Annotated in this window: 11 protein-coding genes and 2 pseudogenes; 10 read left to right on the forward strand and 3 right to left on the reverse strand. The window is 72.2% G+C overall.

Annotation, left to right across the window (positions count from 1 at the left end; all coding sequences use genetic code 11):
• A partial coding sequence (locus tag GEV07_24695) for a hypothetical protein (GenBank protein MQA05776.1) occupies nucleotides 1-211 on the reverse strand: 211 nt, incomplete at its 3' end.
• A gap of 268 nt (nucleotides 212-479) precedes the next feature.
• Between GEV07_24695 and rplM the strand changes: the two genes are divergently transcribed.
• From rplM to GEV07_24710, 3 genes are read left to right on the forward strand one after another with little or no spacing between them, the layout of a single operon-like run.
• Nucleotides 480-923, forward strand: a complete 444-nt coding sequence (gene rplM, locus GEV07_24700) for a 50S ribosomal protein L13 (protein ID MQA05777.1) — start codon at nucleotides 480-482, stop codon at nucleotides 921-923.
• Nucleotides 924-937: 14 nt separating this feature from the next.
• Nucleotides 938-1438, forward strand: coding sequence for a 30S ribosomal protein S9 (rpsI, locus tag GEV07_24705; protein MQA05778.1), 501 nt, complete (start codon nucleotides 938-940; stop codon nucleotides 1436-1438).
• A 16-nt stretch (nucleotides 1439-1454) separates the two neighbouring features.
• A complete protein-coding gene (locus tag GEV07_24710) occupies nucleotides 1455-2831 on the forward strand; it encodes a phosphoglucosamine mutase (protein ID MQA05779.1) in 1377 nt (458 codons plus the stop codon).
• Nucleotides 2832-2840: 9 nt separating this feature from the next.
• On the opposite strand, the pseudogene GEV07_24715 reads toward GEV07_24710, so the two are convergent.
• Nucleotides 2841-3772 (reverse strand): annotated as a pseudogene (locus GEV07_24715) (sigma-70 family RNA polymerase sigma factor).
• 46 nt (nucleotides 3773-3818) lie between these two features.
• Nucleotides 3819-4546 (reverse strand): annotated as a pseudogene (locus GEV07_24720) (SDR family NAD(P)-dependent oxidoreductase).
• 155 nt (nucleotides 4547-4701) lie between these two features.
• On the opposite strand from GEV07_24720, the gene glmS reads away from it, so the two are divergent.
• The 7 genes from glmS to GEV07_24755 all read left to right on the forward strand — a co-directional run bounded on the left by glmS (nucleotide 4702) and on the right by GEV07_24755 (nucleotide 14638).
• Nucleotides 4702-6552: a glutamine--fructose-6-phosphate transaminase (isomerizing) gene (gene glmS, locus GEV07_24725; protein ID MQA05780.1), complete on the forward strand. Its 1851-nt coding sequence runs from the start codon at nucleotides 4702-4704 to the stop codon at nucleotides 6550-6552.
• An 87-nt stretch (nucleotides 6553-6639) separates the two neighbouring features.
• Nucleotides 6640-8127: a PQQ-binding-like beta-propeller repeat protein gene (locus GEV07_24730; GenBank protein ID MQA05781.1), complete on the forward strand. Its 1488-nt coding sequence runs from the start codon at nucleotides 6640-6642 to the stop codon at nucleotides 8125-8127.
• A gap of 65 nt (nucleotides 8128-8192) precedes the next feature.
• The gene (locus tag GEV07_24735; protein ID MQA05782.1) at nucleotides 8193-10418 is read left to right on the forward strand and encodes a PQQ-binding-like beta-propeller repeat protein; all 2226 of its coding nucleotides are present in this window, start codon (nucleotides 8193-8195) and stop codon (nucleotides 10416-10418) included.
• A gap of 208 nt (nucleotides 10419-10626) precedes the next feature.
• Nucleotides 10627-12252: a PQQ-binding-like beta-propeller repeat protein gene (locus GEV07_24740; GenBank protein ID MQA05783.1), complete on the forward strand. Its 1626-nt coding sequence runs from the start codon at nucleotides 10627-10629 to the stop codon at nucleotides 12250-12252.
• A gap of 112 nt (nucleotides 12253-12364) precedes the next feature.
• A complete protein-coding gene (locus tag GEV07_24745) occupies nucleotides 12365-12715 on the forward strand; it encodes a holo-ACP synthase (GenBank protein ID MQA05784.1) in 351 nt (116 codons plus the stop codon).
• Nucleotides 12716-12725: 10 nt separating this feature from the next.
• Nucleotides 12726-14174 carry an NAD(P)H-hydrate dehydratase gene (locus GEV07_24750; GenBank protein ID MQA05785.1) on the forward strand — a complete coding sequence of 483 codons (1449 nt, stop codon included), beginning with the start codon at nucleotides 12726-12728 and terminating at the stop codon, nucleotides 14172-14174.
• 2 nt (nucleotides 14175-14176) lie between these two features.
• Nucleotides 14177-14638: a hypothetical protein gene (locus GEV07_24755; protein MQA05786.1), complete on the forward strand. Its 462-nt coding sequence runs from the start codon at nucleotides 14177-14179 to the stop codon at nucleotides 14636-14638.
• The last annotated feature ends 243 nt before the right edge of the window (nucleotides 14639-14881 follow it).

Genomic DNA, 14881 nt, shown 5'->3' on the forward strand with positions numbered 1-14881 from the left:
GTGGTCCCTGTGGCGGTGGTCCCTGTGGCGGTGTTCCCTGTGGCGGTGGTCCCTGTGGCGGTGGTCCCTGTGGCGGTGGTCCCTGTGGCGGCGGGGCGCCGTAGCCGGGCCCGCCCGGTGGCTGTTCACCGCCGCCGGGCGGGGGTGGGTACGACCCGCCCTGGGTGGGCTCCGGTGGCTGTTCTTGCTGGGCATGTTGCCAAGGAGGCACGTTGCCCCATGGCGGACCAGGTGGTTGATTGCCCGGATCCTGCCCGTCTGGTCCTGTCCCGCCGCTCATGGCGCACCAGCCTAGCTGGCCTTGGTACCGTAAAGGGAGCATTCGTCGCTGGGTAGTCCGCAGCTGACAGCACCCCGTTTTGCCTGCGTCTGTGGCGGCCAGGTACGCTAGAGCGGCGGTGTCGCGCTCTGGCGCGGACTCATGCCGCCGGAGACGGCGGCCGCCCACCCGACCAAGAACCACAGCAAAGGCTATTCCCGTGCGCACGTACAGCCCGAAGCCCGCTGATATCGAGCGGCAATGGCATGTGATCGACGCGGACGACGTCGTTCTCGGCCGCCTCGCGACCCAAGCGGCTACGCTGCTGCGTGGCAAGCACAAGCCCACCTTCGCCCCGCATGTCGACGGCGGTGACTTCGTCGTCGTGGTCAACGCGGAGAAGGTCGCGTTGACGGGCAACAAGCGGCGGGACAAGCTGGCGCACCGCCACTCCGGCTACCCAGGTGGTCTGCGGAGCGTGCCGTACGAGGAGCTGCTCTCGAAGCACCCCGAGCGTGCGGTGGAGAAGGCCATCCGCGGCATGCTGCCGAAGAACCGGCTCGGCCGGCGCATGCTGAAGAAGCTGAAGGTGTACGCAGGACCCGAGCACCCGCACCGCGCGCAGCAGCCGGTGCCCTTCGAGATCACCCAGGTGGAGCAGTGACAGTAGCCGACGACGTGACGAGCAACGCCGAAGAGACCGTCGAGGCGCCCGAAGGTGGCGTCTTCACCAGCGAGACGCCGGCCGACGCGGCACCCGCGGGTGACGCCACGAAGCCGCGCCCGGTGGTCACCGGCAGCGCCATCGCCACCGGCCGGCGGAAGAACGCCATCGCCAGGGTGCGGCTGACCCCCGGCGACGGCACCTGGCAGATCAACGGCCGCCCGCTCGAGGTGTACTTCCCCAACAAGGTGCACCAGCAGAACGTGCGGGAGCCGTTCAACACGCTCGAGGCCGAGGGCCGGTTCAACGTGGTCGCCCGGCTGAACGGCGGCGGCGTCAGCGGCCAGGCCGGCGCGTTGCGGCTGGCCATCTCCCGGGCGCTCGCCGAGATCGACCCGGAGAACCGCGGTCCGCTGAAGAAGCTCCGCTTCCTGACCCGCGACCCGCGGGCTAAGGAACGCCGCAAGTACGGCCTGAAGAAGGCCCGCAAGGCGCCGCAGTACTCCAAGCGCTGACCCGGTCGCCGGTTACGTGGCCAGCACCGACTCGAACGTCCCGGAACGTGCCCGGCTGTTCGGCACCGACGGTGTCCGCGGCGTAGCGAACCGGGACCTGACCGCTGACCTCGCGCTCAACCTCTCCGTCGCCGCCGCCCACGTGCTGGGCGAGGCGGGGGCGTTCGTCGGGCACCGCCTGCGCGCGGTGGTCGGCAGGGACACCAGGGCCTCCGGCGAGTTCCTCGAGGCGGCCGTGGTGGCCGGCCTCGCCAGTGCCGGCGTCGACGTAATGACGGTGGGCGTGCTGCCCACCCCGGCGGTCGCGTACCTCACCGACAAGCTGGGCGCCGACCTCGGCGTGATGCTCTCCGCGAGCCACAACCCGGCGCCGGACAACGGCATAAAGTTCTTCGCCAGGGGCGGCGTCAAGCTGCCGGACGCGGTCGAGGACGCCGTCGAGGCGCGCCTGGGCGAGCAGTGGACGCGGCCGACCGGCGCGGACGTCGGCCGGGTGACCCGCGCCGAGGACCAGGCCGACAGCTACGTCGACCACCTGGTCGGCACGCTGCCGCACCGGCTGGACGGGCTGCGGGTCGCCGTCGACTGCGCGCACGGTGCCGCGTACCGGGTGGCGCTCGCCGCGCTGCGGACGGCGGGTGCGGAGCCGATCGCCATCGGCGTCGAGCCGGACGGCCTGAACATCAACGCCAAGTGTGGCTCCACGCACCTGGAGGTCTTGCAGGCCCTGACCGTCGAGCACGGCGCACACGCCGGCGTCGCGTTCGACGGCGACGCGGACCGCTGCCTCGCGGTGACCGCCGAAGGCGACGTCGTCGACGGCGACCAGATCATGGCGGTGCTCGCGCTGGCCATGCGCGAGCGCGGCGAGCTGCGCGGCGACGCGGTCGTCGCCACCGTGATGTCCAACCTGGGGTTCAAGCAGGCGATGACCGCCGCCGGGGTGCAGGTGGTGGAGACCGCCGTCGGCGACAGGTACGTACTCGAGGCGATGCGCGCCTGCGGCTACAACCTCGGTGGCGAGCAGTCCGGGCACCTGGTGCAGCTGGACCACGCCACCACCGGCGACGGGGTGCTGACCGCGCTGCACCTGCTGGCGAGGGTGGCGCAGACCGGCAGGTCGCTGGCCGAGCTGGCCGGCGTCGTGCAGCGGCTGCCCCAGGTGCTGGTGAACGTCACCGGGGTGGACAAGTCCAGGGTCGACACGTCACCGCAGCTGCGTGCCGCCGTCACCGCGGTCACCGAAGAGCTCGGCGACCGGGGGCGGGTGCTGTTGCGGCCAAGCGGCACCGAGCCGAAGGTGCGGGTGATGGTCGAGGCGCCGACCGAGCAGGAGGCGGGCGCCGTCGCCGAACGCCTCGCCGAGGCCGTCCGCACCCACCTCGGCACCTGACCGCACGCCTCACGCCAGTGCGGGTGCGAGACCGAAGGTCGGCACCAGGCTCGGGTCGTTGAACGCCGTGATGCGGGCGACCCTGGCCCCGATGAGGGTCAGGACCTGGACGCCATACCCCTCGTACCCACCGTCACCCACCCGCTCGTGTACGACGAAGGCGGGCTGGCCGTTGGCGCTGGTGGTACCATCCGCCAATGGCCGCTTCGACATAGTACGCGACCCGCCAGGAACCCGAGGACGGCTCGCTGGCCGGCGAACCAGGTCGGGATCGGCGGCATCTCCATCTCCACGTCGACGCGCAGCAGCCGCACCAGCGCGTCGGGGTCGGCCCTGGCGAACGCGTCCACGTAGTCGTCGAGGAGGTTTCGCCTGGTCTCCTCGTCCGGCTCGGCCAGGTGGGCCCGCGCGCGTCGCAGTGCGCTGTCGTATGCCGCGGGCGTCGTGTCCAGCATCTCGGCGACCTCGGCGGTCCGGAACGCCAGCACGTCGCGCAACGTGAGCACCGCCCGTTGCCGGGCCGGCAGCGACTGGAGTGCGGCGATGAAGGCGAGCCGCACCCGGGTCCGTCCGGCCACGATCGCTGCCGGGTCGTCGGCGCCGAACAACGCGTCCGGTGCCGGCTGGAGCCACGGCACCGACGGTTCGCGGGCGGCCATGGCCACCCGGTGGTCGTCGGCGGGCGCGGCCAGTCCGGAAGGCAGGGGACGTCGGGAGCGGTTGTCCAACGCGGTGAGGCAGGCCATGGTGGCGATCTTGTGCAGCCACCGCCGCAGCGAGGAGCGGCCCTCGAACCGGTCGAACGCGCGCCACGCCCGCAGGTACGTCTCCTGCACCAGGTCCTCGGCGTCGTGGATCGAGCCGAGGATCCGGTAGCAGTGTGCGAGCAGCTCCGGCCGGAACGGCTCGGCCAACGAGGCGAACTCGGCGTCCGACGGCATCGCGGCAACTCCCGAGGGTGGGATGACGTCCACTGTAGGTCGCGGCTCAGGTGACTGGGCCGAGCCCGGCGCCGCTGACCACGTACTCCGGACCGCTTTCGGCGTCCGCGTGGAGCTCCACGACCGCCTTGGCGACCTGGTCCGCGGTGAGCACCGGCTGCATGCCTGCGACGAAGGTGTCGCTGTCGACGCCCTGCCGCGCGGCCCCGCGACTCCGACCGAGCCGACACCGCCGGCCGGAGTCAGCATCGGCAGCAGTGCCACGAACCGGATGTCCAGACCGGCCCGCTCCGCCTCCTCCGCCGCATAGCCACGGATGTACCTGATCGCGGCCTTGGCGCTGGCGTACCCGCCGCTGAGCGGGGACCCGCCGAGCACCGCTCCGCTCGGCATCGCGACGACCGCGCTGCCGGGCGCGAGCGGCTCCCGCAGCGCCGCCTTGGTCCAGGTGAAGACGTGCCGGGTATCGACATGCCAGTTCCGGCCGAACGTCTCCCAGGTCTGCTCGTGCACCGGCGCCATGTGCGGCGCGGCCCCTGCGTTGAGGACGAGCAGGCCGGGGCGGTGCTCGCGGATCACGTCCTGCGCGAGCGCCTCGTCGGTGGCATCGGCGGCGACGGGTATGAAGCCCTCGCCGAGCTCGGCGCGCAGCTGCTGCCCGTCGCGGGCGACACCGACGACGCTGGCGCCCGCGGCGACCAGCGCCGCGGCGATCGCGCACCCGAAGCCGCGGCTGGCACCGGTGATGACGGCGGTCTGCAAGGAATCGAACATCGGACACTCCGAAAGTCGTGGTTGGTCCGGATCAAGACCAGCCGGCAGCGCAAAATCCGTCACCGCAGCGAACATCACGCAGCGGGGCGGTTACATATCGCTGACGCTCACGGTGGCGTGCGAGGGCCGTTCCTGCGGCCCGTAGTGTTGACCGCATGTGCGGAATCGTGGGCTACGCGGGCCGGCAGGGTGCGCTCGAGGTGGTGCTCGGCGGGCTGCGCCGGCTGGAGTACCGCGGGTACGACTCGGCGGGCGTCGCGCTGCTCGCCGACGGCAAGCTGAGCACCGACAAACGGGCCGGCAAACTGACCGCTCTCACCGAGGTGCTGGACGAGTCGCCGCTGCCGGACGGGCAGGTGGGCATCGGGCACACCCGGTGGGCGACGCACGGCGGCCCCACCGACAGGAACGCACACCCGCACGTGGACTGCACCGGCAGCACCGCGGTGATCCACAACGGCATCATCGAGAACTTCGCCGCGCTGCGGCTCGAGCTCACCGAACGCGGGCACACGCTCGCCTCGGACACCGACACCGAGGTCGTCGCGCACCTGCTTGAGGAGGAGCTCGCGCGCCCTGGCGCGGACCTGGCCGAGGCGATGCGCTCGGCCTGCGGCCGGCTGTCCGGTGCGTTCACCCTCGTCGCGACGTCCACGCACGACCCCGACCTGGTCGTGGCGGCCAGGCGCAGCTCGCCGCTCGTCGTCGGCCTCGGCGACGGGGAGAACTTCCTGGCCAGCGACGTGGCGGCGTTCATCGCGCACACCAGGGAAGCACTCGAGCTCGCCGACGACCAGGTCGTCGAGCTGCGCGCCGACGGGGTGCGGGTCACCGACTTCACCGGCGCCGTCAGCGCGGGCAAGCCGTTCCACGTCGACTGGGACCTCTCCGCCGCCGAGAAGGGCGGCTACCCGTACTTCATGCTGAAGGAGATCGAGGAGCAGCCGCGCGCGGTGGCGGACACCCTCCTCGGCCGGGTCGGCACCGACGGCCGGCTGAGCCTGGACGAGATGCGCATCGACGACGACGAGCTGCGCGACGTCGACAAGATCGTCATCATCGCGTGCGGCACCGCGTACCACGCCGGCATGATCGCGAAGTACGCGATCGAGCACTGGACCCGGGTGCCCTGCGAGGTGGAGCTGGCCAGCGAGTTCAGGTACCGCGACCCGGTGGTGGACCGCGGCACGCTGGTCATCGCCATCAGCCAGTCCGGTGAGACGCTCGACACGCTGATGGCCGTACGCCATGCCAGGGAACAGCGGGCCAGGGTGCTAGCGATCTGCAACACCATCGGCTCGACTATCCCGCGGGAGTCCGACGGCGCCTTGTACACCCACGCCGGCCCGGAGGTCGGCGTCGCGGCGACGAAGACGTTCCTCACCCAGCTGGTGGCCTGCTACCTGATCGGCCTGTATCTCGCCCAGGTGCGCGGCAACAAGTTCGGGGACGAGATCGAGGACGTGATCAGGCAGCTGGCCGAGATGCCGCAGACCGTCGAGCAGGTGTTGGACACGGTCGAGCCGGTGCGAGAGCTGGCGCACGCATTGCGCGACGCGTCCACCGTGCTGTTCCTCGGCCGGCACGTCGGCTACCCGGTGGCGCTCGAAGGGGCGCTCAAGCTGAAGGAGCTGGCGTACATCCACGCCGAGGCGTTCGCCGCCGGCGAGCTGAAGCACGGCCCGATCGCGCTGATCGACGACGGCCTGCCGGTCGTGGTGGTCGCGCCGCCGCCGCGCGGCCGCAGCGTGCTGCACGACAAGATCGTGTCGAACATCCAGGAGATCCGCGCACGGGGGGCGCGCACCATCGTGCTGGCTGAGCAGGGCGACGAGTCCGTCCGCCCGTACGCCGACGTGGTCATCGAGCTGCCGGAGGCGCCGACGCTGCTCCAGCCGCTGGTCGCGGCGGTGCCGTTGCAGGTGTTCGCCTGCGAGCTCGCGCTGGCGAAGGGCCTGGACGTCGACCAGCCGCGCAACCTCGCGAAGTCCGTGACGGTGGAGTAGCGCGCACGACAGTGTGACCGCCGCGCTGGCGCTGCGCATCCGGACTTTGTACCGTCAGCACCGGTGCCAGACGGAAGGCGGTGAGGCGTGACCACGGGTGGCGACGGTTGGCGCACGCCGCAACGCAGTGGCGGCATACCCAGGAACCCGCGCTGGTCCGAGTACGACGGACCAGCTCAGCCGGCTGCACCGCCGCCGCAGCAGCTGCCGACGGGCGGTCCGCCGTGGCAGCTGCCGCCGGCTCCGGCACCGAACGGCCCGCCGCCCGGCGGTGCGCCACCACCGCGCCGGGCCGGCCGCGGCCGCAGGCGCCGCAGGCGTAGCCGGAAGAAGCCGATCATCGCCGCGGCGAGCTGCGCCGTCGCCCTCGTGGTGATCGTCGCGGTCGTCCTCTACCTGGCCGGACTCCGTACCGACTACGACGAGGCGTGGTCGCTGTCCGGCGACGACGCGCAGTCGGGTGCGCTGCTCGACGTGTACGTGGCGGGCGACGTGCTCGTCCGCGCGACCGACGCGGGCGTCACCGGCTACCGGCTCGCCGACGGCGAGCAGCAGTGGCAGTACCGGCCGCCGACCGGCCGGCACCTGTGCACCATCTCGCCGACCGCGCCCGACGGCATCGCGGTGGCCGCGTACGGCGGCGAGGCGTGCACGGAGGCCGTCGCCATCGACACCTCGTCGGGCAAGGCCGAGTGGCGGGCGCCGTTGGTCACGGGCACCAACGAGCAGGAGCCACGCGACGCGGCGGCCGCGGTCGCGGACGGCGTCGCGGTGGTCTCGAACGGCCGCGTCACCGGGCTCGATCTGAAGACCGGCAAGCAGCGTTGGACCATCGGCCCGCCGGACATCAACCAGTGCCGGTCGGGGGACACCATGGCCGACGGCGACGTCGTGCTGGCCATGGTCGACTGCTCGCCGCGGGACGAGAGCGCGCAGGACGACACCCTGGTGTCCGTCGACCCGTCCGACGGGTCCTCGCGGTGGTTGGCCGCGGTGAAGAACGAGTCGGGACAGCGTCCGCCCCGCCTGCTGAACGTGTCGCCGCCGGTGCTCCACCTGGCCCGCGACGGGCACGCACCGGAGTACGGCACGGTGGACGACGAGGGCAAGAACCCGGTGGTGTTCGCGGCGAAGGTCGACACCGCCGCCCCGACGCAGCGGGCGAAGAGCTCGCACCTGCGCTCCCGGGTCACGGTGGTCGGGCAGACGCTCATCGAGGTGGGCCGATCGGGCAAGCAGCCGGACGTCGCGTACGGCCACGACCTCACCACCGGCAAGACCTCGTGGCACAAGGTGAAGCTCGCCGGTGCCGGCGGCCGCAGCGACCTGGTGACGGGTAGCGCCGTGGGCAAGGAGGTGACGGCCTACACGGTCGACGCCGACGGCGTGGAGCACGTGAACGCCGTCGACGTGCGTACCGGCGGGACCCGTACCGGCGCGGTCGTCCGGTCGCCACTGTTCGGCAGCGACGCCGAGCGGATCGACCGTACCAGCTGGTTCGCGGCCGGCGGCAGCCTGGTAGAAGTCGGCACGAGCGACGACGACTTCACGGTACGGGCCTACTCCGCCGATTGATCTGGCGCGCACAGTACGAACCTTTGTACTGTCTTTACGGCGCGTCGGAAGGGCGGTGGCTGCGGGTGTCCGCTGATGGCGGTTACGGGACCGGCGGCTGGCCGCCACCCCCGGACGCCGACCCCCCGGCCGACGACCCGCAGCACCCGGACCCGGGCCAGCCCCATGACCCGTGGCACCCGGACCCGGGCCAGCCCGATGACCCGTGGCAACAGGGCCAGGGCTATCCACCCGACCCGGGCCAGCGGCCCGACCCATGGCAACAGGGCCAGCCGCCTGACCCGCGGTATCCCGGCCGCTCGCCGCAGGGCCAGCAGGGCCAGCCGCCCGACCCGGGCCAGCCCGATGACCCGTGGCAACAGAGCCAGGGCTATCCACCCGACCCGGGCCAGCGGCCCGACCCATGGCAGCAAGGCCAGGGCTGGCAGCAAGGTCAGCCGGCTGACCCGCAGTATCCCGGGCGGTCGCCGCAGGGCCAGCCACCCGCTGAGGGCCAGCCACCCGACCCATGGCAACAGGGTCAGCCGGCCGACTCGTGGCAACAGGGGCATTCCGCGCAACAGGGGCACCCGGGGCACTCGCAGTACCCCGGCCAGGCGCCCGGGCCGGGACAGCCGCAGTACCCGGGCCAGCCGCCGCAGCCGGGTCCCGGCCAGCCCTCGCAGGGCCAGCCCGGCCGGCCACCCGAGCCGGGGCAAGACCCGCTGCCGGGGCAGCCGCCCGCGGCGTGGCAGCAGGCTCAACCGCCAGGGCCTGGGCAGCCTGGTCGGCCGCCGCCCGAGCCGGGGCAACCGGCGGGGCCCGGGCAGTCGCCGCAGGCCGGTCAACCGCCTGCGGCGTGGCAGCAGGGCCAGCCGGGGTACCCGCAGCAGCCGCCACATCCGGGGCAGCAGCCGCCGGGGCAGCAGGTGCCCGAGCGGCCGGCGCCGCCGCGGCCGGACCGGACGTGGCAGCAGGGGGCGCTGCCCGGCGAGCCGCATCCCGACTGGCAGCAGTGGGGTGGTGGCGGGCAGCACCGGATGCGGCGCCGCCGCAGCCGCAAGGGTCTGGTGCTCGGGCTGAGCGGCGCCGGTGTCGTCGCGCTGGTCGTCGTGGCGGTGCTGCTCCTGGTGTTCTGGCGGTCCGACGCGGCGTACGACCAGGCGTGGGACGTGCCCCACGACAAGGCGGCCGGCGCGCTGCTCGACAGCTACGTGGTCGGCAACACCCTCGTCCGGGCGAGCGCCGGCGGCATCACCGGGCAGAAGGTGTCCGACGGTGAGCAGCAGTGGACGGTCAAGCCACCTGCGGGCCAGCAGCTGTGCGGCATCTCCCCGACGGCGGCGGGCAACACCGTCGTCTACGCGTACGGCCGGCGGTCCGCGTGCCTGAGCGCCGCGGCGATCGACCTACGGTCCGGGAAGGTGTTGTGGAAGGCCAGGCTGGAGGAGGGCGAGAGCTACCAGAAGCCCTCGACGGCAGCCGTCGCGCTGGTCGGTGACGTCGCGGCGTTCTCCAACGGCCGGGTCACCGCGCTGGACCTGAAGTCGGGTGAGCAGCGCTGGGCCGTGGGGCCGGAGAACACCGAGATGTGCCGTGCCGGCGATGCAATGGCGTCGGACTCCGTGCTGCTCGCGTACGTCGACTGCGTGGGCAGGGCGAAGAGCAACCTCGACGACACCCTGGTGTCCCTCGACCCGGCGAACGGCTCGTCCCGCTGGACGGCGAAGGTGAAGAACGAACAGGGCACCGCACCACCGAGCCTGGTGAACGTCTCCCCGCCTGTGCTGCGGCTGGAGGACGAGAAGAACAAGGTGGAGTACGCGGCGGTGGACGACAACGGGGAGAACCCGGTCGTCTTCCCCGCCTTCGACACCGGCTACGCCGTTGGGCCGCCGAAGGTGAACGGCTCGCATCTCAAGTTCCGGCTGGCCGTCTACGGGAACACCCTGGTCGGCGTCTCGGCCGCCGGCAAGGTCGTCGGCGTGGACGTGACGACGGGCAAGAAGACGTGGGAGAAGAGCCTCGGCAGCGGCACGACCGGTTCGCTGGTGCTGGGTGACGGGCCAGAGAACAAGGCGCGAATTTACACATTGAGTACGGCCGATAACCAAGAGTGGTTGACGGCCGTGAACCCACGCACCGGCAAGCTCACCGAGGGGTCGGTCGTGCGGGAGATCTCCGACGGAGACGTCGAGACCCGCGAGAAGCTCGTCGGGAACGGGTTCTTCCTGCAAGCGGGTGACGTGCTCATGGAGTTCGCGAGCCAGGGTGAAGAGGAATTCGCCGTCCGGGCGTACACTCCACAATGATCAATCCGGGTTTTCCGGAACCCTGGGCGTGGCCGGCTCCGTCGGACCGGTACCTTTCTTGGACAGCGGCTCCGTGCGAGGACTGACGGCAGGGCCGTAGGCGTGTACGCAGGAGGACTTTGTGTCGTCATCTGGTGGTCACTACGACGGCGGAGGCAACTGGGGACAGGGAGACGACCCCTGGGGCCAGGGGGAACCGCCACCACCCATGCCGGAGCAGGGTGGTGCTTGGGTCTCGCCCACCCAGGAGTGGACGTCCGGTCAACCCGATCAACCCGCTGGGCCGGGTAACTGGGACACCGGCCCACCACCGGCCGGTCAGGGCTGGGACACCGGTGCCCCACCCCCGCAGTGGGAGACCGCGCAGCCCGGCTACGGCCCCGGCATGCAGCAGCCTCCCCCGGGCATGCCGCCACCCGGCATGCAGCAGCCGTGGGACCAGGGCGTACCGCCGCCCATGGGCTACGGCCCACCGCCACCGCAGAAGAAGTCGAACAAGGGCCTGATCATCGGCCTCAGCGCCGGTGGCGGCGGCCTGCTGCTGATCGTCCTGATCGTCGTCATCGCCCTCGTCGCCACCTCAGGTGGTGGCGGCGGAGGAGGCGGCGGCGGTGGCGGTGGCGGCCTTGGCGACGGCGGCACCGCCCGCAAGCAGGCCTGGACCGTCCCAGAGCCGGACTCCAAGGAGGAGGCGACCACGGTCTCGGCGTACGTGGACGAGAAGAACAAGGTGTTCGTCCGCATCAGCCAGGCCGGCATCAGCGCCTACAACCTCAAGGACGGCAAGCAGAAGTGGAGTATCACGGCGCCCGACGGCGCGAAGGTGTGCTCGGGCACGAGGGAAGGACCGGACGGCGTCGCGGCGATCGTCTACGGCAGCGACAGCGCGTGCACCTCGGTCGCGGCGGTCGACGTGGCGACCGGCGAGGAGCTGTGGAACAGCACCATGGAGGTCAACAACTCGGACTTCCCGCCCAGGTACGCCTCCGTGGTGGCCTACGACGGCAAGATCTGGGTGTCGAACTCCGAGCGGGTCATCGGGTACTCCGCGAAGGAGTCGCCGGACGACGTGGAGCCGATGTCCGCGCGGCCGAAGTCGGAGTACTGCCGCCTGGGTGAGGCCATCCCCTCCGACGAGGGCGTGCTCACCTGGATGAACTGCACCGGCAAGAAGCCGGTCCTCTCCGCACTGACCGTCGAGGGCGACTCGCTGAAGGCGGCCTGGAGCAAGGAGGTCGACACCGAGGAGACGCGGATGAGCATCATCTCCGCGAACCCGCCGGTGATCCACCTCGACAACGCGTCCGACAACGGCGAGTTGCGGGTGTTCGACTCCGAGGGCAACCAGAAGCACATCGTCCAGTCGCGTGGCGACGGCGGTTCGCTCATGTTGCGCACGCTCAGCCTGAACTTCGCCGACATGCGCAAGGACTTCCCGGTGAAGATGGTCGCCAACTACCTGGTGTCACTCGCCCAGGAGGGCGACAGCTCGGACAGCAAGCAGAGTGCTGTCGGTGTCGACCTGACGACCGGGCAGCGGGCGTGGACCAAGCCGCTGGACAAGGAGAGCGAGTACGGCTCCATGGCGTGGGTGAACAACGCCGACCAGAAGAACGCCATGGTGCTCGGTAGCTCGTACGACTCCAACCCGCAGCTCTACGAGATCAACGCCGCGAACAAGGGCGCGACGAAGAAGAGCGACGAGCTCGACACCGGGGACTCGTCTTCGTCCTCGTACAGCTACGGCGCCATGCTGATCAACTCGGGCGACCGGCTCCTCGTGGTGAAGAGCAACCCGAGTGACGACGAGGGCATCATCACCGCGTACGCCTAGGCACTACCGACAACCGCCCGCCCGACCGTTCCCGGTCGGGCGGGCGGTTTGTTGTGTCCGGCTCGTCCACAGGGGGGATACGAACCGGCGCCGGATCTGCCAAGCTTGCCGGGTGATCGTCGGAGTGGGAGTGGACGTGGTCCCGGTCGAGCGGTTCGCGCAGGCGCTCGACCGCACACCTGGTTTGGCCGTGCGGGTGTTCACTCCGGCGGAGCGTGAGCTGCCGGTGGCCTCGCTGGCCGCGCGGTTCGCCGCGAAGGAGGCGGTGGCCAAGGCGCTCGGCGTCCCCGCCGGCATGGAGTGGCACGACTGCGAGGTCATCGGGCGCAACGGCACGCGGCCGCGGCTGGAGCTCCGCGGCACCGTGCAGTCGTGGGCGGCGAAGCTGGGCATCCGCACCTGGCACCTGTCGCTCAGCCACGACGGCGGCATGGCGGTCGCGATGGTCGTCGCCGAGGCATGAGGGTCCCCGGATGAGACGTGCGCACGAGGTGGCGAAGGTCCGCGCGGCCGAGCACGCCCTGATGGCGCGGCTGCCGGCCGGCGCGTTGATGCAGCGCGCCGCCGCGGGCCTTGCGGTCACCTGCGCGCGGCTGCTGCCCGGTGTGTACGGCAGCCGCGTGGTGCTGCTCGTCGGTAGTGGCGACAACGGCGGCGATGCGCTGTACGCGGGCGCCAGGCTGGCCCGGCGGGGAGCGCGCGTCGAGGCGCTGCTCAGTGGCTCCCGCGTGCACGCCGACGGGTTGGCCGCGCTGCGGGCCGCCGGCGGCCGCGTCGCCGCGTCGGCCGACGTGCTCGACACCGCGGACCTGGTGGTCGACGGCCTGCTCGGCATCGGTGGCCGGGGCGGGCTGCGCGAGCCCGCCGCCACCCTGGCCGCCCGCGTCGCCGAGTGCGACGCCACCGTGGTCGCCGTCGACCTGCCCAGCGGCGTGGACGCGTCCACCGGCGAGGTCACCGGGCCCGCCGTACGCGCGGACGTGACCGTCACGTTCGGCACCTGGAAGCCGTGCCTGCTGGTCGATCCCGCCGCGGCGTACGCGGGCGTGGTGGAGCTCGTCGACATCGGGCTGGCCGGCGACCTGGCGGCCGTGGACGTCGCGGCCCTGCAGGACTCCGACGTCGCGGACCTGCTGCCCGAGCCCGCGCGGGAGTCGGACAAGTACCGGCGCGGAGTAGTCGGTGTGGTGGCCGGCAGCGAGCGGTTCCTCGGGGCGGCGGTGCTCACGGTGACCGCCGCCGCGTCCGCCGGGATGGTGCGGTACTCGGGTCCGCGGCGGGTGGTGGACGCCGTGCTCGCCGCGGCGCCTGACATCGTCGCCCACGAGGGCATGCCGGCCGACGCGGGCCGGGTGCAGGCGTGGGTCGTCGGGCCCGGCCTGGACACCGACGAGGTCGCCCGCGAGCGGCTGACCCAGGTGCTGGCCGGCGACGTGCCGGTGCTGGTCGACGCCGACGGGCTGGGGGTGCTGGCTACGGCGCTCGGCGACGTCGTCGAGCGGTCGGCGCCGACACTGCTCACCCCGCACGCCGGCGAGGCCGCCAGGCTGCTCGGCGCGGACCGTGCGGAGGTAGAGGCGCGCCGGCTCGTGCACGTCCGCGCACTCGCGGAACGTACCGGGGCGACGGTCTTGCTCAAGGGCTCGACCACGCTCGTCGCCGGCCAGGACGGGCCGGTGCGCGCGAACCCGACGGGCACCTCGTGGCTCGCCACCGCGGGCTCGGGCGACGTGCTCTCCGGCCTGTGCGGCGCGCTGCTCGCGCAGGGCCTGCCGCCGTGCGACGCCGCCAGCGCAGGGGCGTACCTGCACGGCCTGGCGGCCCGGCTGGCCGCGGACGGTGCCCCGGTGCCGGCCCGCGACCTGGTGGGCGCGCTCCCGGCGGCCTGGCGGCAGTTGCGCGGCAGTTCTGGACAGGGGTGACGATGGCCGAAGCGAGCTGGGTACCGCAGACCACGCGACCGGTGATCATGGGTTCGCAGTACATGGTCTCCGCCGGCCACTACGCGGCCTCCCTGGCCGCGACGAGGGTGCTCGACGCCGGCGGGAACGCGGTGGACGCCGGCGTCGCCGCGGGGCTGTGCCTGAACGTCACCCAACCCGACCTCACGAACATCGGCGGGTCGCGCCGATCTGCGTGTACCTGGCCGAGCAGGAGCGGGTCGTCACGGTCAGCGGCCTCGGCAGCTGGCCGCCGGCGACCGACGCCAAGGTGTTCCTGCGGGATTGCGACGGACGCATCCCGTCCGACCTCAGGCGCAGTGTGGTGCCGGCCGCCGTCGACTCCTGGCTCACCGCACTGCGGCTGTTCGGTACGAAGCCGCTGGGCGAGGTGGCGGCCGCGGCGATCGACCTGGCGGAGAACGGCTTCCCCGTGCACTCGGTGATGGCGGAGACGCTCGGCGAGCCGGGCGCGCTCGCGTTGTTGCGTACCTGGCCGGGCAACGCCGCCACCTACCTCGACGAGCGCGGTGAGGCACTGCGCGTCGGCGACCTGATCGTGCAGCGCGACCTCGCCCGGACGCTGCGGCTGCTGGTGGAGGCCGAGCAGGGTGCGGCGACCCGGGCGGACGGCATCGCCGCCGCGCGCGACCGGTTCTACCGCGGCGACATCGCCGAGCGGATGGCTG

The organism is Streptosporangiales bacterium (genome assembly GCA_009379825.1).
In the GTDB taxonomy this organism is placed as follows: domain Bacteria; phylum Actinomycetota; class Actinomycetes; order Streptosporangiales; family WHST01; genus WHST01.

Excerpts from the sequence above, each read along its gene's own strand:
- glmS (MQA05780.1), top strand. The coding sequence starts at position 4,702 with ATGTGCGGAATCGTGGGCTACGCGGGCCGGCAGGGTGCGCTCGAGGTG.
- GEV07_24740 (MQA05783.1), top strand. The coding sequence starts at position 10,627 with ATGCCGGAGCAGGGTGGTGCTTGGGTCTCGCCCACCCAGGAGTGGACG.
- GEV07_24750 (MQA05785.1), top strand. The coding sequence starts at position 12,726 with ATGAGACGTGCGCACGAGGTGGCGAAGGTCCGCGCGGCCGAGCACGCC.
- GEV07_24755 (MQA05786.1), top strand. The coding sequence starts at position 14,177 with ATGGCCGAAGCGAGCTGGGTACCGCAGACCACGCGACCGGTGATCATG.